A 20,956-nucleotide genomic window follows, 5' to 3' on the forward strand; every position below is an offset into this window, starting at 1 on the left:
TGCAATGAAGAACCAAAGTATATCAAATAATATCGACTGGATCAGTATAATCATTTATACTTCATTGGTTATTCTAGGTTGGCTGAATATTTATTCATCGTCCTTATCTTCTATGGAGGATACCTACCAGAAGCAATTGATTTTTATTATTTTAACAATACCTTTAATTTTTATAATACTCGCAGTTGATGGTAAGTTTTACGAAAAATATGCTAGTATAATTTTTGTTGTCTCCCTATTGTCTCTTGCTGGATTATTTCTATTTGGTAAAACTATCGCTGGACAACGTTGCTGGTATGCAATAGGAAGTTTTACATTACAACCCTCTGAATTTGCTAAGGCCGCAACTGCTTTAGCTCTTGCTAAATATTTAAGTGACACTCAAATAAATCTAAAAGATGTTAGTAAACAATTGCAGGCGCTTGCGATAATTATTTTACCGGTGCTACTAATTATACCACAACCAGACCCCGGAAGTGCCTTAATTTACAGTGTTTTTATTATCGTTTTATATAGGGAAGGTCTTCCTTCCTGGTATGTATGGACTGGATTTATTACTATTCTTTTATTCGTTTTAACATTAGTATTAGAACCACTGTACGTAATATTAATTGGATTAGCTGTCATCATCATCGTTCATTTAAAATCAAGATTAGCAGATCGAAACATTGTTTTAAGCAGCATTCTTTTTGCTATTATATCTGGATTTGTTCTTTCTGTAAATTATGTCTTTGAAAACGTTTTTAAGCAACACCATCGTGACCGTTTTAACATTTTACTTGGTAAAACTGTCGATATGAAAGGAATTGGATATAACACCAATCAGTCTGAAATTGCTATAGGATCCGGTGGCTGGATTGGCAAAGGATTTCTTGAAGGAACACAAACTAAAGGTGGATTTGTTCCTGAACAACATACTGATTACATTTTTACAACAGTAGGAGAAGAATGGGGCTTTGCAGGATCAGTGGTCGTAATTGCATTATTTGCAGGTTTACTTCTCAGAATTATCTATTTAGCAGAAAGACAAAAAACTAAATTCAGCCGAGTTTATGGTTATTGCGTTGCAGGAATTTTATTTATGCACTTTTTTGTAAATATTGCAATGGTTATTGGAATATTCCCTACAATTGGTGTTCCCTTACCCTTCTTTTCATACGGAGGTTCGGGTCTTTGGGGATTTACTATTTTACTGTTTATTTTTATAAAAATGGATGCTAATAAAGTAAATGAATGGTAATAAAATTAGCCATATTTTACTCTTAATAAAAGCTAAAATCCTTACAATCAAAAATATTTTTTACTAGATTTACTACTTTATCCTCTGCTGCAGGGAAAAATATATTGCCGTAAGATTTTAACTCCATCAACAGAAACTATAAAATGATGCAATAGTTTTTCACTTGGCTCATTCGAGACGATGAATATAATCATTTTAATTTCGTTGCTCCAAGTTGAAAGTAAGACTTTATAAAAACACTTGTAAACCAAAACATTTACACTTCTTATCTTTTCTAAAAAATTATTCAAAGCTACTGCAGCAATAACCATAAATTACATTCTATTTTATAACTCCATAACGTGCTTTCTGCAATGCTCTATTCCAGATTCCATTATTAAAATTTCAATCTTTACGCGCTACATTTGATGTTAAAACCCTTTCAATAAAAGCTATTTTATCAAAACCCATATCACCAGCTAAAACTAAATAGCCGTTGTCGTATCTAGAGTTTTTATAATTACGACATTCGCTGATCCAGTATTTACTTTAGAGTCTACTATAAAGAAAAGTGTTTAAAAGTTGCTTCTTTTTACGTTTGCCTTTTTAAATTCGTATGCAACCATCCTACTTGCTACTGTTTTTAGTTATAGAACAAAGTTTCGTTAGAATGATTGATAACCTTATTTGTAGTTGATACTTGAAGAAAATTTATATTATTTTTATTTATGACTTGTCTAGGATGCTCATTGCTTCCATTAGATATAGTGAGCGATTTTTCAGATAAAATATTTTTCACGATATCTTTACTCAAATTAATTTAATCGTTCCCATAAGAAAATAAACTTGCACAGACACGGGTAGTAAAACCGAGAAAGTTTATATGTTTAATCATTAGTTAGATATCATTTATCTTATGGTGATAAAAAATTATTTCTGTGGTAGACTATAGGAACATATTGAATGTATTTAAAGTTAAAACGCTCCAAAATTATCTTTTGGAGCGTTTAAATTCTAAAAATATTATTACTTCGATTTGACTAATTTATCTTTTTTAATCTTTATAGGCAATGTTTGCTTTGTTAGAGATTTTGACTGTAAATCATCTAAAACATTCAGTGCTTCTTCAACATAAATATCTTTTGATAAAGCTTCATGCCATCTTTCTCTTTTCTCTTTCAACGTTTCATCGTTATTCATTGCATCTGTTTCATAAGGCAAAGATGTAAAAGTCAACGCATTTTTATAATCAATAATTGGCTTATACTTCTTCGCTGTATCTTCAATTTCAGTTTGCGTCGCTTTGAATTTGTCAATGTTTAAACTATAGATATTTTCTTTACTTCTACCATCAATCCATTTAGCATTTTCCTCAATTAATTTAAATTGCGGGTTAGCACTGATTCTATTTCTACTATTAACGATAGCTTGATTGAAATTATCATTATTTTTCCATTCACTATAGTCAGCTCTATCTATTTTATCCCACGGCATTGCATTGTCTATATCTCGTTCTCCCATTTTTAGATATGCATATCGATCTGGCATAACAACATCACTTCTAACACCTTCTAATTGCGTAGAACCTCCATTGATTCTGTAAAACTTTTGAGTAGTCGTTTTTATAGCACCTAAATCTCCAACAGTACTACTACGAACAAATTCATTTAGGTCAATTACATTTTGAACCGTTCCCTTACCGTACGTTTGCTTACTTCCTACTATAATACCACGTTTATAATCCTGAATCGCAGCTGCTAAAATCTCAGAGGCAGATGCCGAAAAGCTATTAACCATAATTACTAATGGTCCATCCCACTCGATTCGTTTATCTTTATCATATAAAACCTCTTTATTTCTACCAGCTGATTTTATTTGAACAATTGGTCCTTGCTCGATAAACAATCCCGCAATATCAACAACAGTAGATAAAGAACCGCCACCGTCATCACGCACATCTAATACAATACCATTAACACCAGCTTTTTTAAGTCGGTCAACTTCTATTGCAATATCCTTACCTGCATCTCTACCATTTTTGTTTTCAAAATCTATATAGAATTTTGGTAAGTAAATAACTCCATATTTTAGACCATCTTTAATGACTACGCTCGACTTAGCATAGGTTTCCTCTATTTCAACTATGTCTCTAATAATAGGAATTACTTTGATCGTTCCGTCAACTTTCTTTACCGTCAAGCGTACTTCAGAACCTTTAGGTCCTTTAATTTTTTTAACAACATCGTCGAGGCGCATACCAACAACTTCAACTGCTTCATTTTTTCCTTGTGCCACTTTCATAATTAAATCTCCAGCTTCAAGCAGTTTTCCCCGCCACGCTGGACCACCCGAAATTAATTCAGTGATTTCAGTAAAATCATTCTTCTTTTGTAATCGCGCCCCAATTCCCTCTAATTTACCACTTATGCTCACATCAAAACGCTCTTTTTCCTCAGGAGCAAAGTAATTAGTATGCGGGTCAAAACGAGCAGTGATAGAATTAACATATACTGAAAACCAGTCATTGCGATCTAAATCTTTTATAAAACCAAAATATTCATCGAGAGACTTTTTTGAACTTTCTCTTGTTTCCTTTTCTAAAACAGTAAAAGTTTTGACTTCATATTTAGAATCATTTTTCTTTTTGTCTAGTTCTAATTTCTGTTTGTCTGCAAGTGATGAAAGTGTCGACAATTTAATTTGCTTGCGCCACTTGTCAGTAAGCTCCTTAGTATTTTTCGAATAAGGTGCTTTCTCGTAATCTGTATTGAAGCTCTCGTCAATATTATAATTAAATGGTTTATCTAAAATTTGTTTATAAATTGTAGTGCTTGCCTCCATTCTTTTTAGTAGACGAGTATAAGTTAAATCAAAGAAAGTTAAATCTTTATTTAATAATTGATCATCCAACTGTAACTCGTACTTTGAAAACTCATCTATATCGGACTGCAGAAAAAATCGCTTGGATGGATCCAATGCTTCGATGTAATCTTTATAAATCCCCTTTGAAAAAGTATCATCAATAGCAGCCGGACTGTAATGCCCTTTCTCGATTACAAAAGTCAATAACTCAAGAAGCAATTTGTCTTTTTCAGGATCATTTTCTTTAGTAGCATTCATTTTAAATGCAAAAAGCGTCACCGAAATAAACGCAATGACAAGGATAATTTTATAATTTCTTTTCATAAAGTTAAGAATAGTATTCATCAATTTTTACACTAATTTACGGTAAAAACTATGCCAACAGTAGCGTAGTGCCCCTAAATTTTTGTTAAAGATATAAAAATGTTTATTTGAATTATAGTAAATCAAGTAAGATAACATATTTTTATCTTTTGTTCATAAAAATGAACTTTGAGTAACTATATTTGGTATTTAATTTAAAAAAAGAATTCTTTTTTAACACTTTAATAATGGATAAGACTAAACCCTTAATTTTAATAACTAATGATGATGGCGTTTCAGCTCCAGGGATCAGAGCTTTGATTTCTATTATGGCTGAGATTGGCGAAATCGTGGTGGTTGCACCAGATTCTCCTCAAAGCGCAATGGGTCATGCAATCACTACAAATAGCACACTTTACATCAACAAAATATCGAAAGAAGGCGATGTAATTACTGAATATAGTTGCTCTGGCACTCCTGTAGATTGCGTAAAATTAGCAGTAAATGAGATTTTGAAGCGCAAACCAGATTTATGCGTATCCGGTGTAAACCACGGTTCAAATTCATCTATCAATGTCATCTATTCTGGAACAATGAGTGCTGCTGTAGAAGCTGGCATCGAGGGAATTCCTGCAATAGGGTTTTCGCTTTTAGATTATGATTGGAACGCAAACTTTGATCCTATTAAATCTTTTATCAAAAAAATAGCTCTAGAAGTTTTGGATAATAGTTTGCCAGAAGGCGTCGTTCTTAATGTTAACTTCCCAAAATTAGTTGAGAAAGAAATAAAGGGAATTCGCATTTGTCGTCAAGCAAAAGCTTTTTGGGCTGAAAAGTTTTATAAAAGACAAACTCCGCAGGGAAGAGATTATTACTGGCTTGCAGGTGAATTTATCAATCAAGATCAAGGCGAAGATACAGATGAATGGGCTTTAGCAAATGGATATATTTCCGTAGTTCCAGTACAATTTGATTTGACTGCACATCATGCCATACAAAATCTTAATACCCGAAAATGGAATGAATAAAATTGATTTATTATCTGGTTTTCTATTAGGCATAATTTCCGCAGCGATTGGCTCCTATATATTTATCGTAATCTTTACTGATTTCACTTTTATATCTGGAATTCAAATTCTAAAATCGCAAGGTAATATTGGAAAAATAATAACTTTGGGTGCAATTCCTACTCTACTTTTATTTGGTATTTTATTAAAATTAAATCGCGAAATGATGGCTCGTGGTGTAGTTTTAGCAGTTATTGCCCTAGCGATTCTAAGTATATTTTTATAGCGGAATAGTTTACCTTTGTTATCTTAAAAAAATTTACTAGTTCACTAAGCATTTCTTAATAGAAAAAAATGAAATATTACATAATAGCAGGCGAAGCATCTGGTGATTTGCATGGATCTAATTTGATGAAAGAAATTTACAAAAAAGATCCTTCTGCCGAAATCCGATTTTGGGGTGGCGATTTGATGAAAGCTGTAGGCGGACAATTAGTTAAACATTATCGAGAGCTTGCTTTTATGGGTTTTATTGAGGTCATCTTCAACCTTATGACGATATTGAATAATATTAAAATATGTAAAAAAGACATCTATAATTTCCATCCTGACGTTCTTATTTTTATCGATTATCCAGGTTTTAATATGCGGATTGCAAAATGGGCTAAAGCTTTAAAGATGAAAACGCATTACTATATTTCGCCGCAAATATGGGCTTGGAAGGAAAATAGGATTAGTGAAATTAAGCGTGACGTTGACAAAATGTATGTGATATTGCCTTTTGAAAAGAAATTTTATGAGGAAAAACATAATTTTCCAGTAGAATTTGTTGGACACCCGCTGATCGATGCTATACACAACCAACCATTGGTTGATTCTAGCCAGTTTAGAAAAGAAAACCAACTGAATGACAAACCTATAATTGCAATTTTGCCTGGCAGTAGAAAACAAGAAATAACTAAAATGCTCTCCGTAATGCTGAGCGTTGTGAAGGACTTTCCTAACTATCAGTTTGTAATTGCCGGAGCACCAAGTCAAGATTTCTCTTTTTACCAAAATTTTATAACCGAGAAAAATATAAAATTCATTTCCAATAAAACCTATGATTTATTGCGGAATTCTACTGCAGCTCTTGTGACCTCAGGAACCGCAACATTAGAGACTGCGCTTTTTAAGGTGCCAGAAGTAGTTTGTTATAAAGGAAGTTGGGCTTCATATCAAATTGCAAAAAGAATCATCACACTAAAATACATTTCACTAGTAAACTTGATAATGGACGAAGAAGTTGTAACTGAATTGATACAAGAAGAGTGCAATACAAAAAGAATTATAACTGAGCTTCAAAAAATATTAGAGCCGGAAAATCGCAAAATTCTCTTAAAAAAATACGATTTATTGGAAGAAATGCTTGGCGGAACTGGCGCAAGTGAAATTACTGCAGCACTTATTGTAAAGGATTTACAGTCTAGATAATTGAAAATAAAATTAAGATTCTTGAAAAAAATACTACATCTATTTCTACTAATTGTAATTTTTACGGCATGTAAATCAACATCATCTATTATAACTTCTCGAGAAGATAAATCATCTAAATCCGAAGATAGAAAAATGGAACAATTAGTAGAGCAATTAATAAATGTTGCTACTGAAAATATTGGCGTTAGATACAAATATGGCGGCGCTACAAGAGCCGGATTTGATTGCTCTGGATTGATTTATACCGTTTTTAATTCAAAGAATATTGTGCTTCCGCGTAATTCTTTTGAACAGTCTAAAATTGGTGTCGTTTTAAACCAAAGAAGAGATTCAGTTAATAAAGGCGATTTAATCTTTTTTAAAACTGATAATAGCGCAAAAATAAATCATGTTGGGATTGTGATTGAAGTAAACGAGGATGAAATCAAATTTATTCACTCCTCCACCTCTAAAGGAGTGATTATATCCTCAACTAAACAAGCATACTACAAAAATTCGTTAGCGCAAATTAACCGGATATTATAAGCCCAATTCCTTTTTAAAAACTAAAATTTCAACACTTGAAATAAAACCTTAAAATAAATCGTTTCTTACTGAAAATATGTACTTTAGAGTTATGAAAGTACTTCAATTTCCGCTCGCAAGAATCACAATAGGTTTTGTTTTTGGACTACTATTTGCAAAATATGTGCTTCCTCCTATTGAGGCGGTTTTTATTATTATAACTGTTGGGCTTCCCCTTTTTGCTGTCATTTATGTTTTTACAAAAAATAAATCTTCTATTTACTTCGGTACTACAACTTATTTACTTTCATTTTTAATAGGTGTTTCTAATCAACTAATTCATACAGATTACTTTCAAAAAACTAATTATAGCCATAACAAAAATATATTTGAAAAACCACATGCCATTGACGTTACAATCAAAGAAAACCTAAAAAATTCATCATTTAGCGACCGTTATATAGCAATCGTGAACCAAATTGATAACAAAAAACAAACGGGAAAATTAATTCTAAATATTTCGAAAAATAGTGTTAACCAAAAATTAATCATTGGAACGAATTTAAGAATTAATGGTATTTTAACTAAAAATAAACCACCTAATAATCCCAATCAATTTGACTACAGTAAGTACCTAGAAAACAAACAAATCTATGCACAACTTTATACTGAAATTGACGAAATTAAAATAGGAAGCGAAATTAACAAAGACATTTGGTACTACTCCTCCAAACTACGCAGTAGCATCATTAAGAACTTAGAGAAAAACCATTTTAACAGTACTGAATTGCATGTGGCCGTTGCCCTAATAATGGGTCAACAACAAGAGATTTCACCAAATATTATTAGAGACTATCAGTACGCTGGAGCAGTTCATATTTTATCAGTATCAGGACTACATATTGGCTTTATCTTACTTTTTGTAACATTTTTGTTGAAGCCAATTCCCAATACAAGACGCGGATCTTTTATAAAACTATTTATTATCATAGTATCACTTTCTTTATTTGGAATCATTGCCGGATTAGCGCCATCCGTTGTTCGTTCAGTTACCATGTTTTCTTTTGTAGCAATAGGACTTCACTTAAGACGAAGCGTAAATATTTATCACACCCTATTAGTTTCCATTCTACTTATTTTGCTCGTTGAACCCTCATTTTTGTATGATGTTGGTTTTCAATTAAGTTACCTGGCATTATTTTTTATAATTTGGCTTCAACCTTTACTTACATCCTTATGGCAACCGAAAACTAAATTTTCTAAGTATTTTTGGGATATCCTTACTGTTTCATTTGCAGCACAAATCGGAACTCTTCCATTAAGTATTTATTATTTTCATCAATTTCCGGGTCTTTTCTTTGTTACGAATATTATTATTATTCCCATGCTGAGTGTAATTATGGTTTTAGGAGTGATCGTAATGATTTTAGCGGCTTTAAATAGCATTCCCGTTTTTCTTTCTAATTTATTAGAATGGAGTATTTATATTTTAAACAAAATCATAAACACAATTGCGTCATTAGAGCAGTTTATTATCAAGGACATCCCACTTCATTTCTATTTATTGTTGAGTAGTTATTTGCTATTGATTACAGTGATTATTTGGTTCAAAAAACCTAGCTTTAATAAATTTTACAGCGCGCTACTATCGATATTTATATTCCAAATTACATTCGTAGCTATTAATTTGACCAGACAAGGCCAACAGGAACTTGTAATCTTTAATAGTGCAAAAAACACACTTATTACTGAACGAAATGGTAAAAACGTAACGGTATTCGCGAATGCACGCTTACTAAAGACAGCTACTACAAACAATATACTACAATCTTATAATATGGGAAATTTGAGTGTAATTAAGAAAAAAACTTTACTACAAAATTTAGTCTATTTTAATGGTAAAAAGATACTGATAGTAGATACTACCTCAGTTTATCCGAAAAACATAAATCCTGATATCTTATTATTGACTCAATCAACAAAAATAAATTTAGATCGACTAATATTAACTATAAAGCCCAAAATAGTAATTGCTGATGCTTCAAATTATAGAAATATTCAAGTACGCTGGAAAGCAAGTTGCATAAAGCACAAAATCCCTTTTCATGCAACTACTGAAAAGGGATTTTATAAGTTATAGTTCAGTTTTTAATCTTGAGGTCTGCTCAAAATTTCTGATGCACTAGCAATCCATGATTTCACGCCACCTGGTATAAAAGCGATTTTATCTATTAGCTCATAAATAATCTTTTCTTTACGAATAGTTGCTCTTGAAAAACATATTTCTGGTAGATCTTGAACTGCAAAGGCTTTCTTTAAAGACAAATTTCGCTCTAAATATTCATTTACAGAATCGTCAGTTAAGTCCAATCTTAATAAAATAACATTATCTCTCGACCAGAGTGCAAAATCCAGCGTATTTAGAATCTGCGCATCTAAGCGACCTTTATTAGAGTTACTGTCTGTAAAAAGAATGAGCAATGGTTTTCGGTCTTTTTTACTCGCAGTAACAGCGATCATGACATCAGTATTCCAATTGACAAGTTGAGCATTTGCATTGCAAATGAACAATAATGATATTGATAAAAGTAATTTCTTAATCATAGGTTTTGGGGTTATAAGATTTGCATAAAAATAACAAATAAAATAACTAATATCCAATAAAATATAGATATAACTCTAAAAAAATTCAAATTTTAGATTAAAACATTATAAATCTATTTTTTGAGAAAACCATTTGCCACGGCTAACCAAGCCGATGTACCTCCAGCGACATAACCCGTATTTCCTAAACCTTCAAAGCTTACTTTACCATCTTTTGTCGTAGCTTTAGCAAATACTACTGTAGGAAAACCTTGAATACCAAAAGCTTGTTGCAATTCATTATTCTGCTTTTTGATTTCATCCGTTTGATTTGATCTTCTTGGAAAATCGAGTTCCACTAGCACCACATTTTCTTTAGCCCACTTTGTAAATTCTGCAGTTTTGAGTACTTCCTTTTGTAACCGAATGCACCAACCGCACCAATCACTACCAGTAAAAAACAATAACAATGGTTTCTTCGTTTTGTTAGAAACTTCTATTGCCTTCTTAACGTTTGTTTCCCAAACAATTTCCTGTGCTTCTGCGGCAATTGAACCTACAAATAATAATAAAACAACTATAAATCTATTCATTTTAATCTTTTATTTTTTAACTTTTCAATAACAATGCCGTGATTAACGAACTCCGTGCATTAACTTTTTAATAACAGGAGTCATAGCAATTGAGAATAACGCAACGACTACTGAAATAATGGTTAGCATCCAAAAGAAGTAACTCAATCCATGTTCATTTGCAATTTTGTCTATGTTTTCTCCAAACATTCCAGCACCTTTCATACCTATAGCAACTGCTAAATACCAAACTCCAAACATAAAAGCAATCATACGAGCTGGCACTAATTTACTGACATATGACAATCCTACTGGAGAAATACACAGTTCAGCCATGGTGTGAAAAAGATAAACTAAAATTAACCATATCATACTCACCGATGCAGTTTTTGCACCTGCTTCGATTCCGCTTGCGCCAAAAGCTACGCAAGCCATTCCAAGACCTAGCAATCCCATCCCTATTCCGTACTTCAAATTAGCAGAAGGATTGTATTTACTCTCCCACCACTTGGAAAACAAGGGTGCTAATGAGATAATAAACAAAGAATTCAATGTTGAAAACCAAGTAGCAGGAACTTCTGTCAACGAAATAGTAACTTTATCGATCTTTAAAGCCTGTAACGTTGAATCAGACAGGTTTAAATAACCAGCTGTATAATAATCTTTAGTTAACATCCATATTGCAATGGCCCAAATTATAATAAAACTGAAGCTCAAAATTATATTTGCAATGGCGTATAATTTAAAAGTTTGTTTGAATAACAAAATCAAAACCCATGTGATAATAACTAATGGTAAAATGGTAATTAATGAATTAATCACTAAAAATACAACACTCCAATTTCCTGTAAGAACACGATCCGTATAATCACTCGCAAAAATAGTTAAACTGTTTGGCGACTGCTCAAAAATTGCCCAAAAGAAAATTGTTAAGAATGCAAAAAATGTAACAGCAATTAATTTCTCTTTAGTAATTTTAGAATACTGTGTAAAACGATAAATCAGCAAAATGATAAACACAACTAATGCCGAGACAATAGCAATTGCATTACCATCTTGACCCAAGAAAGCAAAAACATTAATTTTGCCTCCAGATATTTTTGATGCAGGATCATTGATAAGCCATAGTAACGCTAAAATAGAAGAGAAAGCGATAGCAACTAACTGTATATTAGTAAACGGATTTCTTTTATCTGTATCTAGAGCTTCTGCTTTAGCTTTACTTTCTTTATTTGGTTTTAAACCAATATCTCCAAAGATATCTTGAGATAACCAAAATTGTAGCATACCAAAGAACATAAAAATCCCCGCTAAACCAAAACCATATGTCCATCCTACTTTTTCACCTAAGTAACCACAAAGTAAAATACCAAAAAAAGCTCCCGCATTCACACCCATATAAAACAAAGTGTAAGCACCATCTTTCTTTTCAGGACGATCTTTATACATTTCTGAAACAATCGAAGTCATATTTGGTTTGAAAAAACCGTTTCCAAAAACTAATAAAACTAGACCTAGATAAATAGAAAACTCAGTTTCAACGGCCATCGAAGCGTGTCCTAACGTCATTAAAGTCGCTCCAACAACTACGGCCCATCTAAATCCTATTACTTTATCAGCAAAATATCCACCTAACATAGTTGACAAATAAACTAATCCAACATAAGATCCAAATAATGCAGAGGCATTTTCGCGGGTCCATTCCCAACCACCGTCTGTGAAAGAAGCAGTTAAAAATAATATTAATAAAGAACGCATTCCATAAAATGAAAAACGCTCCCACATTTCTGTAAAAAATAAAACAAACAATCCAGACGGATGGCCTAAAACTGTACTTTTAAAAAATTGATCAGTGGTATTTTGATTCATTGTTTTCTATTAATTAGTAAATTATATTAATGTGAAGGAATAACTAAATCCTCGGCTCCGTGAGTTAATCTTTTTAATGGTTTTAACAAAGCCAAGATTAGTACACCGAACAGTACGCAGAAAATAAATATACTTGTAAACACTTTAAACTCTCCAGCTCCTTCTGATAATCCACCTACAGCTCCAGCAACTTTATTACCTAATCCAGTCGCGGCAAAATAAGCTCCCATCATAAACGAAGCATATTTTACTGGTGCTAATTTTGTAATGAAAGAAAGTGAAACTGGTGAAGCACAAAGTTCTCCGATGGTGTGAAATAAATAAGCTAACACCAACCAGATCATTGCTGATTTTTGGATTACTTCGTCACCACTCATTTGTACTTCAGTAGTAGCTATACTCATAAAAACAAAACCAAATCCCATAATGATTAAGCCTATCGCCATTTTAAATATTGATGATGATTCTTTTCCTTTTAAAGCCCATTTGTACCAAAAGTTTCCAACTATCGTTGCAAAAACAATTATAAAAAAGGCATTAATAGATTGAAAAACAGCCGCTGGTATTTCATTTCCTATTAACGGTAATGAAAAAGACAATACTCTATTTGTTTTTTGATCTGTATACAAACTCATTAAGCCTCCAGCTTGCTCAAATGCACCCCAAAAAACAATAATAATTAGGAATGATAAGAAAAGAACAAGCATCCTATCTTTTTCAATACTAGTTAATGGTTTATTGAGTAATTCTTTACTTGCCTCGTCTTTTTTACCTAAAAAATCACCCACTCCAACTAAGTATTTTAGACCAAACATATATACTAATTGTCCTATTGCCATACCAATTCCAGCCAAACCAAAACCGTAATGCCAACCAAATTTTGCAGCTACAAATCCAACAATTAAAGCACCTAAAAAAGCACCTAAGTTGATTCCCAAATAAAATACATAAAATCCTTTATCTCTTCGTGCATCACCTTGCTCATATAAACCTCCAACCATTGTAGAGATATTTGGTTTTAAAAACCCGACACCAATTACAATTAATACTAATCCCGTAAAAAATGCCCATTGCGCATCAATTGCTAAAATTCCGTGACCTACACATAAAAATGCTCCACCTAGCATTACGGCTCTTTTTTGTCCTAAATAACGATCGGCAATCCAGCCACCTGGTATCGAAGTTAAGTACACGAACATCGTATATGTTCCATAAAAAGAAAGTGTTTCCGCATTAGACCAGCCGTAGCCTGATTGTGGATCACCCATAATTAGTGGCGCTGCTAAAAACAACGTTAAAATTGCACGCATTCCATAATACGAGAATCGCTCCCACATTTCTACAAAGAACAAGACGTATAAGCCTACTGGATGTCCAAATAATTCTTTTTGATTCGAAAGCTGATTTGTATTCATAAATTATAAATTTTCTTTAATAAAGTTAGTCATCTTGGTATACAACTGAATCCTAGTGTTACCACCGTAAATTCCGTGATTATTGTCTGGATAAATTGCAGAGTCAAACTGTTTATTCGCTTGAATTAATGCTTCCATCATTTGCATTGAGTTTTGAACATGTACATTGTCATCTCCTGAACCGTGAATTAAGAGAAATTTGCCTTTCAATTTATTAACATGATTTATAGGAGAGTTTTCGTCATATCCACTTGCATTTTCCTGCGGGGTTTGCATGTAACGTTCTGTGTAAACACTGTCATAAAAACGCCAGTTGGTCACTGGAGCTACTGCTATTGCCATTTTAAACACATCATTTCCTTTTAAAATACAGTTTGATGACATAAATCCCCCATAAGACCAGCCAAATATACCCATTCTAGTTTTATCTACAAATGAATAATTTCCGATCACTTTAGCCGCATCAATTTGATCTTCTACTTCGTACTTTCCTAATTCTTTTTGGGTAACCTTTTTGAAATCTGCCCCTTTAAAACCGGTTCCTCTTCCATCAACACATGCTACAATATAACCTTGTTGAGACAACATCATAAACCAGTAGTCGTCAGCTCCATTCCAGTCATTATTTACTTGCTGTGATCCTGGTCCTGAATATTGATACATAAAAACAGGATATTTTTTAGAGGCATCAAAATCCTTTGGTTTAATTATCCAAGCATTCAGTTCATTCCCCTTTTCTGTTTTTAAAACAAAAAATTCTTTCGCCGGTAAATCATATCCTTTTAATTTAGCTGATAATGCTTCATTACTTTGAATTACTTGAACTTCTTTACCTGTTTTTGCCTCATTCAAAGTATATTTTGTAGGTTCAGAAGCACTTGAGAATGTGCTAATGTAATATTGAAAATTTGGACTGAATGTTGCCTTAGTTGTTCCCACTGCTGTTGATAAACGAACTTTAAGTTTCCCGTCTAAACCTATTCTATACACATCTCTATTGATCGAACCATTTTCAACAGATTGATAAAAAACAGAATTAGTCTTTTCGTCTAATCCATAATAATCTGTCACCTCCCAGTTCCCTTTAGTAACTCGGTTTTTTAATTTTCCATTTTTATCATATAAATAAATGTGGTTAAATCCATCTTTTTCACTTGTCCATATAAAACTGTTGTCTTTTAAGAATGTTAAATTATCAGTCACATCAACATAAGCTTTATCTTTTTCGTTCAAAACTACTTTTACAGCGCCTGTATTTCCATCAATAAAGATCAAATCTAGATTGTCTTGATGACGGTTTAACACTTGTGCTGATAATGTACTTGCATCACTTGTCCATTTCATTCTAGCAATATAAAAATCGTTGTACTTACTTAAATCAATATTTTTAACTGCATCAGCAATCACATCATAGACGTGTAATGAAACGATCGCATTTTTCTCTCCTGCTTTTGGATATTTAAAAGTTTGAACCGTAGGATAAAGGTCTTTTCCAAACATCGACATTGAAAATTCTGGAACTTCGCTTTCGTCAAAACGAATGTAAGCCACCTTTTTACTATCTGCGCTCCAATCAAAAGCTTTTACAAATGCAAATTCCTCTTCATAAACCCAGTCTGTAATTCCATTGATGACGCTATTCTTTTTACCATCAGTTGTAATAGCATTTGATTTTTTTGACGATAAATCATAAACAAATAAATTATTTCCTTTCGCGTAAGCTATTTTTTTACCATCAGGTGAAAAGGTAGGTTCTTGCACTTGAAAATCAAAAGGTTTCATGAGTTCCTTAGTAGAAATATTGTATAGATAATAGTCAGCGGTAAATGAGCGACGAAAAATTTGATTGGTATTGCAAGCCAGCAAAATCATTTTTTCTGATGCGTCAAATGTGTAACTGTCAATTCCATTAGACAATGTAGGAAAGGATTTAGTGTCAATCAATGTGGTTACTTTTTTTAAGGTTGCAAAGTCATAAAGATCGATGCTCATACTTCTAGATTGCCTATCAGCATTTAAAACTGTATATTGATTGGTGTTTTTTAAGGATTGTAATTCATCCATTCCTTTGGTTCGAAATGTGCCATTATAAATTTGTTCAATAGTGATTTTTTGTTGCCCTACAACTGATAAACATAGGAATAAAAATACTGTTATAATTCGTTTTGAGTACATACTATTTATTTAAAGATAAAAACCGTCAATTTTAGTGAAAAAATTACAATTAACAGTTATTTTTTGTGTTAAATGTAAAAATAAATATTGATACCTGATTAATAGCAAGATTAATTACGTTGTATATAAAACGTCTAAAACCGTATATTTGCAGCTAATTTTACCATAACCAATTGAGAATGAATAAGGCTATAAGTGGATTTTCGAAGTTACCCAAAGAAGAAAAAATACAATGGATTGCTAATCAATATTTTTCAAAGCCATTAGAAGCGCTTGCCTTGCTGAAAAACTATTGGAATACGGATGAAAAAATACAGAAATTACACGATGAATTTATTGAAAACACGATCACCAATTTCTACATTCCGCTAGGAGTTGCACCTAATTTTTTAATAAATGGAAAATTCAGTACAATTCCCATGGCAATTGAAGAAAGTTCTGTTGTTGCTGCTGCTGCAAAAGCTGCTAATTTCTGGTCCACCCGTGGCGGATTTAAGGCAACAGTAATTAATACCGAAAAAATAGGTCAAGTTCATTTTTTATATAAAGGTGATGCTTCAAAATTGAATGCTTTTTTTAGCCAAATCAAATCTCAACTCTATGATGAGACGGCATCGATAACTACAAATATGCAAAAAAGAGGAGGTGGAATTTTAGATATTATTTTAAATGACAAAACCCATTTAATGCCAAATTATTTTCAACTGCATGCCACGTTTGAAACTAAAGATAGTATGGGAGCTAATTTTATTAATTCGTGTTTAGAACAATTTGCAAAAACATTAAAAGAAGAAGCGTGCCACTACAATCTGTTTAACGAAGATGAAAAAGATATTGAAGTTGTTATGAGTATCCTCTCTAATTATGTGCCTAACTGTATTGTAAGAGCTGAAGTGTCGTGCCCATTATCAGACTTGCAAGAAAAGCAGATTCCGAATCCTGAGGAATTTGCCCAAAAATTCATACAAGCAGTTCAAATAGCTGAAATAGAACCATACAGAGCGGTAACTCATAATAAAGGCATTATGAATGGTGTAGATGCAGTAGTGCTTGCTACAGGAAATGACTTTAGAGCTGTAGAAGCCGGAATTCATGCTTATGCTTCCAGAAACGGACAGTATTCCAGTTTATCACATGCTAAAATTGAAGATGGTATTTTTAGTTTTTGGCTGGAAATTCCTTTAGCTTTAGGAACAGTTGGCGGCTTAACTTCACTTCATCCATTAGTAAAATTATCATTAGAAATGCTTGAAAATCCTTCTGCTAAAGAATTAATGCAATTTGTTGCTGTAGCTGGATTAGCACAAAATTTTGCTGCTTTGCGTTCCTTGACGACCACAGGAATTCAAGAAGGACACATGAAAATGCATTTGAACAATATTATTAATCAGTTTGAAGCAACTGACGTAGAACGTATGGCTATTCAAAAACATTTTAAGAAAAACACGATTTCACATAGTGCTGTAGAAAATTATATAATCAGCTTGAGAGAATAATTCATTAGCACTTTTTATTGTTTATAATTAACATACAACTACACTTGACACTGAAATAAATTCAGCAGAAATGAAAAAAACATTTTATAGTAACGGCAAACTACTAATCACAGGAGAATACCTTGTCCTTGATGGTGCAAAAGCTCTTGCTTTACCTACAAAATTTGGACAAAATTTAATTGTTGAAGAGTTTTCAGAGGAAGAATTGCAATGGAAGAGTTACGATTTAGATGGTACTATTTGGTTTGACGATACGATTCTATTTTCCGAAATTAAGAAAGAGGAAATAAATAAAAACGAATCGGTTAGAAATACCTTATTAAAAATTTTGCACGAAGCCTACTTATTAAATCCAGATTTCATAACAGTATCTAAGGGATACAAAATTACAACTGAGCTTAGTTTCCCAAGAAATTGGGGATTGGGAACATCATCTACCTTAATCAATAATATTGCTCAATGGCTAGAGATTGATGCTTTTACGTTACTTAATAACAGTTTTGGAGGCAGTGGCTATGACATTGCCTGCGCACAAAATAATAGCCCAATTATTTACCAATTAGATAATGGTAAACCTCATGTCAAAAAAGTAGAATTCAATCCTGAATATAAATCAAATATTTACTTTGTTTATCTCAATAAAAAGCAAAGTAGCAAATCAGCAATAGCAACTTATCATAAAAACAAGAAAAAAAATCTCGCTGCAACAATTGCAAAAATTGATTTGATAACACAAAAAGTTTTAGTTGCAAGCAGCATTCAATCATTTGCTACAGCAGTAGAAAAGCATGAATTTGCAATGAGTGTAATGCTGGAAACACTAACAGTGAAAAATACTTTATATCCTGATTTTCACGGAACAATAAAAAGCCTTGGTGCTTGGGGAGGCGATTTTGTAATGGTTGTTTCTACTGAAAATCCAAGTGACTATTTCATAGCAAAGGGTTATAATACTATTATCCCCTACGCACAAATGATCTTGCAGAATCACTAACTAACAATTTTTTACAAGAAGTATTTACGCACGTGAGAAAACTTCAAAGCAATGTTTTCAAAAAGACATAGCAATAGAGCGGTGACACTTAAGCAAATAAAAATTACTCCGTTGCAGCTTTGTAAACCTCTTAACGTGAAAGGTTATCTTTAGTGGAATACTTGTACCATGATAAAGTAGCGCAAACACCACCAAAAATAGATCACGACCGATTTTAAAAATTACAAAAAAAAATCCCGATACAAATAATTCGTATCGAGATTTTCTATTTTATAGATTACTAATTATTAGTAATTAAACTGCTGTCTGTTATCTTCAATTTTTGCATTCCCTTTCAAAGCTGGAATTACTCTATTAACTTCACCTGCTTTTTGAGCATCCAATTTAGCTACGTAAGGTTTGAAATCTTTGATAGCTGGCGCTTTTATAGTGCTTAGATTCTTTACAACATAAACTCCGGTGTTTCCTTCAATAGGAGCTGACATTTTATTAGCTGCTAAAGCAAATGCATTTCCTACCACTTTTGGCTCAGGACCTACATTAGGTAACATTGCATTTTCCATTGTCAAATCAGTTGCTTGTTGCACCGTTCCACCTACTGCTTTTGCAATAGTTTCTAGAGATGTACCACTCATTTTCACCTTGATCAACTCAGCTTTTTTCTTGTTTTTAAGGATTTGCTCGACGAATGGTCTAGCTTCACTTACCGCAACTAAACCTGATTTATCAATGCTTTTTATTTTTGCAATTACATGACCTACATTAGCTACTTCAAATCTTTTCACAGATCCTACTTTAACACCAGATTCAAATGCCCATCTTACAATGTTTCTTTGCTTTCCTAAAGATCCAAAGTTCTCATCCATTCCTTTTACAGATGCTGCAGGAGCAACTGTAAGTCCGTTATCTTTAGCAGCTTTGTTAAAATCTTTATCAGCAGCTTCCATTTCGAATTTAGTGGCTTGAGTAAACATTTTATCAGAAGTTGCTTCTGAAGCTTCAATTTTTTGAGCTACTGTGGCTAAACGAATTCCATCTTGTTTATCAGTTACTTTAATAATATGAAAACCAAAAGGAGTTTCCACTAAACCAATTTTTCCAATTCCATTATTAAAAACGAAATCGTTAAAAGGTTTTACCATTTGGTTTGGACCAAAGTAACCTAAGTCACCACCTTGTTGCGATGATGAATCATCAGAAGCTGTAAAAGCTAACATCAAAAAACTATCAGGATTAGCGGTCACTTGCGCAAGAATACTCTCTGCTTTAGCTTTAGCTTCTTCCTTAGTTCTTTTCTCTTTCTTGTTAGGAACTTGAGTTCCTTCATAACTTATTAAAATGTGGCTTGCCTTTGCATTCACACCAGATTTCATACCCATTGATTTCGAAATACAATAGTAATTCCCAAAAATATAAGGACCGTAAACGGCACCTGGCGCAAGATTAAATAATTGATCTGCGTCTACAGCTGGTAAATCTTTTTTAGCGATATATGTTGAATCATAAGGCACATCCGAATTAGAATTTACAAAGTCAATGGTGTTATTTGTTGTTTTAAATCCAGCTAACGTATCGTTTTTTCCTGTTGACTGATTGTAAACTACGCTTCCTGATAACAAAGCAATAATTTTTGACTTAATTTCCGTTTCATCTGCTTTAGAAGGTTTGTCTTCTATTAAAACATATTCTACTTCACGAGACTCCTCAGCTTTGAATTTTTTCTCATTTTTTTTCATGTAATCAACAATTTCCGAATCAGTAATTTTAACATCACTATCCTTAATTGTAGAATATAAACCTGCAACGTAAGCAAAGCTTACTTTATTTGCTTCCATCTCATACTTCATTTTCCCTTCGCTTTGAGTCGTGTAAACTCCAGCTTTGATCATCGTGTTGTACAATTGATACTTTGCGTTCAGGTCAGCATCTTTCTCTCTATCTTTTAAAAATTGAGCTTGCTCTGGATTTGCTTTAAAGTATTCTTTGAATTTATTAACATCAAAAACACCTGCCGCATTTGAAAACAATGGATTTCCACCAATATTTTGATCTGCTTTCAAAACTTCTAATAAGTGTTTTTCACCAACTCTCAATCCTAATTTTTCAAATTCAGTTGTCAATAAAGCAATTGAAACCTCTTGATCCCAAATTCTATTTGCAGCTTCTGTTGAAGTAATTCCTTGACTACTTTTTTCAACATTACTAACTTTTACTCTAAAGTCTTCAAACGATATGTCTTTTCCGTCAATGCTTCCCACATCCTTTGATGTACTGTTGAAACCACCACTGTTGAATATATCGCCTATGATAAATGCTAATAAACAAAATCCAATAACGAGTATCAGAAGAAGTGAACGTTGTCTAATTTTTTGTAAAACTGCCATTTTATTGTTGTTAATTTTTATATTCAGTTTGCGAAAATACAATTATCTAGTTAATAATAATACTAGTAGCGTTTTATTTTGAAAGAATTTTTATTTT

Annotated in this window: 15 protein-coding genes; 8 read left to right on the plus strand and 7 right to left on the minus strand. The window is 32.6% G+C overall.

The genetic code is table 11. The features are described from left to right. Positions 1 to 4 precede the first annotated feature (4 nt). Entirely contained in the window at positions 5 to 1,240 is a 1,236-nt protein-coding gene (gene rodA, locus BUA99_RS03140) for a rod shape-determining protein RodA (protein WP_072988184.1), read from the plus strand. 1,005 nt (positions 1,241 to 2,245) lie between these two features. Here the strand turns inward: rodA and BUA99_RS03145 are convergent. Further along, positions 2,246 to 4,426: a carboxy terminal-processing peptidase gene (locus tag BUA99_RS03145; protein ID WP_072988187.1), complete on the minus strand. Its 2,181-nt coding sequence runs from the start codon at positions 4,424 to 4,426 to the stop codon at positions 2,246 to 2,248. 206 nt (positions 4,427 to 4,632) lie between these two features. Here BUA99_RS03145 and surE point away from each other — a divergent pair, with 206 nt between their 5' ends. From surE to BUA99_RS03170, 5 genes are all read left to right on the plus strand, one after another. Then, positions 4,633 to 5,412: a 5'/3'-nucleotidase SurE gene (gene surE, locus BUA99_RS03150; RefSeq protein WP_072988707.1), complete on the plus strand. Its 780-nt coding sequence runs from the start codon at positions 4,633 to 4,635 to the stop codon at positions 5,410 to 5,412. After that, positions 5,405 to 5,677, plus strand: a complete 273-nt coding sequence (locus BUA99_RS03155) for a hypothetical protein (RefSeq protein WP_072988709.1) — start codon at positions 5,405 to 5,407, stop codon at positions 5,675 to 5,677. The genes surE and BUA99_RS03155 overlap by 8 nt, the downstream gene beginning before the upstream one ends. Positions 5,678 to 5,745: 68 nt before the next feature. After that, positions 5,746 to 6,864: a lipid-A-disaccharide synthase gene (lpxB, locus tag BUA99_RS03160; protein ID WP_072988190.1), complete on the plus strand. Its 1,119-nt coding sequence runs from the start codon at positions 5,746 to 5,748 to the stop codon at positions 6,862 to 6,864. 21 nt (positions 6,865 to 6,885) lie between these two features. Then, positions 6,886 to 7,392: a C40 family peptidase gene (locus tag BUA99_RS03165; protein WP_072988712.1), complete on the plus strand. Its 507-nt coding sequence runs from the start codon at positions 6,886 to 6,888 to the stop codon at positions 7,390 to 7,392. Positions 7,393 to 7,468: 76 nt separating this feature from the next. Further along, complete coding sequence (locus tag BUA99_RS03170; protein ID WP_234972894.1) at positions 7,469 to 9,511, plus strand: ComEC/Rec2 family competence protein; 2,043 nt, start codon at positions 7,469 to 7,471, stop codon at positions 9,509 to 9,511. Positions 9,512 to 9,519: 8 nt separating this feature from the next. On the opposite strand, the gene BUA99_RS03175 is transcribed toward BUA99_RS03170, so the two are convergent. From BUA99_RS03175 to BUA99_RS03195, 5 genes are all read right to left on the minus strand, one after another. Further along, positions 9,520 to 9,975, minus strand: coding sequence for a hypothetical protein (locus tag BUA99_RS03175; protein WP_072988194.1), 456 nt, complete (start codon positions 9,973 to 9,975; stop codon positions 9,520 to 9,522). Between the two features lie 113 nt (positions 9,976 to 10,088). Continuing rightward, positions 10,089 to 10,547 carry a thioredoxin family protein gene (locus BUA99_RS03180; RefSeq protein WP_072988196.1) on the minus strand — a complete coding sequence of 153 codons (459 nt, stop codon included), beginning with the start codon at positions 10,545 to 10,547 and terminating at the stop codon, positions 10,089 to 10,091. A gap of 42 nt (positions 10,548 to 10,589) precedes the next feature. Next, the gene (locus BUA99_RS03185; protein ID WP_072988199.1) at positions 10,590 to 12,395 is read right to left on the minus strand and encodes a peptide MFS transporter; all 1,806 of its coding nucleotides are present in this window, start codon (positions 12,393 to 12,395) and stop codon (positions 10,590 to 10,592) included. 26 nt (positions 12,396 to 12,421) lie between these two features. Further along, on the minus strand, positions 12,422 to 13,810 hold the full coding sequence (locus tag BUA99_RS03190; protein ID WP_072988201.1) for a peptide MFS transporter: 1,389 nt from the start codon (positions 13,808 to 13,810) through the stop codon (positions 12,422 to 12,424). Positions 13,811 to 13,813: 3 nt separating this feature from the next. Further along, positions 13,814 to 15,985 carry a S9 family peptidase gene (locus tag BUA99_RS03195; protein WP_072988203.1) on the minus strand — a complete coding sequence of 724 codons (2,172 nt, stop codon included), beginning with the start codon at positions 15,983 to 15,985 and terminating at the stop codon, positions 13,814 to 13,816. Positions 15,986 to 16,164: 179 nt separating this feature from the next. Between BUA99_RS03195 and BUA99_RS03200 the strand changes: the two genes are divergently transcribed. Together BUA99_RS03200 and BUA99_RS03205 are read left to right on the plus strand one after the other, a co-directional pair. Then, positions 16,165 to 17,481 (plus strand): hydroxymethylglutaryl-CoA reductase, degradative, encoded by a 1,317-nt coding sequence (locus BUA99_RS03200; protein ID WP_072988206.1) that lies wholly within the window; start codon positions 16,165 to 16,167, stop codon positions 17,479 to 17,481. A 70-nt stretch (positions 17,482 to 17,551) separates the two neighbouring features. Next, on the plus strand, positions 17,552 to 18,475 hold the full coding sequence (locus BUA99_RS03205; protein ID WP_072988208.1) for a GYDIA family GHMP kinase: 924 nt from the start codon (positions 17,552 to 17,554) through the stop codon (positions 18,473 to 18,475). Between the two features lie 287 nt (positions 18,476 to 18,762). Here the strand turns inward: BUA99_RS03205 and BUA99_RS03210 are convergent, their stop codons facing one another. Further along, positions 18,763 to 20,859 carry a peptidylprolyl isomerase gene (locus BUA99_RS03210; RefSeq protein ID WP_072988210.1) on the minus strand — a complete coding sequence of 699 codons (2,097 nt, stop codon included), beginning with the start codon at positions 20,857 to 20,859 and terminating at the stop codon, positions 18,763 to 18,765. Positions 20,860 to 20,956 lie beyond the last annotated feature (97 nt).

Origin of the sequence: Flavobacterium segetis (assembly GCF_900129575.1) — a bacterium.
Lineage (GTDB): Bacteria > Bacteroidota > Bacteroidia > Flavobacteriales > Flavobacteriaceae > Flavobacterium > Flavobacterium segetis.

Bases quoted from the DNA above. Each gene is read 5' to 3' on its own strand.
- rodA (WP_072988184.1), top strand. From the start codon at position 5: ATGAAGAACCAAAGTATATCAAATAATATCGACTGGATCAGTATAATC.
- BUA99_RS03145 (WP_072988187.1), bottom strand. From the start codon at position 4,426: ATGAATACTATTCTTAACTTTATGAAAAGAAATTATAAAATTATCCTT.
- surE (WP_072988707.1), top strand. From the start codon at position 4,633: ATGGATAAGACTAAACCCTTAATTTTAATAACTAATGATGATGGCGTT.
- BUA99_RS03155 (WP_072988709.1), top strand. From the start codon at position 5,405: ATGAATAAAATTGATTTATTATCTGGTTTTCTATTAGGCATAATTTCC.
- lpxB (WP_072988190.1), top strand. From the start codon at position 5,746: ATGAAATATTACATAATAGCAGGCGAAGCATCTGGTGATTTGCATGGA.
- BUA99_RS03170 (WP_234972894.1), top strand. From the start codon at position 7,469: ATGTACTTTAGAGTTATGAAAGTACTTCAATTTCCGCTCGCAAGAATC.
- BUA99_RS03175 (WP_072988194.1), bottom strand. From the start codon at position 9,975: ATGATTAAGAAATTACTTTTATCAATATCATTATTGTTCATTTGCAAT.
- BUA99_RS03180 (WP_072988196.1), bottom strand. From the start codon at position 10,547: ATGAATAGATTTATAGTTGTTTTATTATTATTTGTAGGTTCAATTGCC.
- BUA99_RS03185 (WP_072988199.1), bottom strand. From the start codon at position 12,395: ATGAATCAAAATACCACTGATCAATTTTTTAAAAGTACAGTTTTAGGC.
- BUA99_RS03190 (WP_072988201.1), bottom strand. From the start codon at position 13,810: ATGAATACAAATCAGCTTTCGAATCAAAAAGAATTATTTGGACATCCA.
- BUA99_RS03195 (WP_072988203.1), bottom strand. From the start codon at position 15,985: ATGTACTCAAAACGAATTATAACAGTATTTTTATTCCTATGTTTATCA.
- BUA99_RS03200 (WP_072988206.1), top strand. From the start codon at position 16,165: ATGAATAAGGCTATAAGTGGATTTTCGAAGTTACCCAAAGAAGAAAAA.
- BUA99_RS03205 (WP_072988208.1), top strand. From the start codon at position 17,552: ATGAAAAAAACATTTTATAGTAACGGCAAACTACTAATCACAGGAGAA.
- BUA99_RS03210 (WP_072988210.1), bottom strand. From the start codon at position 20,859: ATGGCAGTTTTACAAAAAATTAGACAACGTTCACTTCTTCTGATACTC.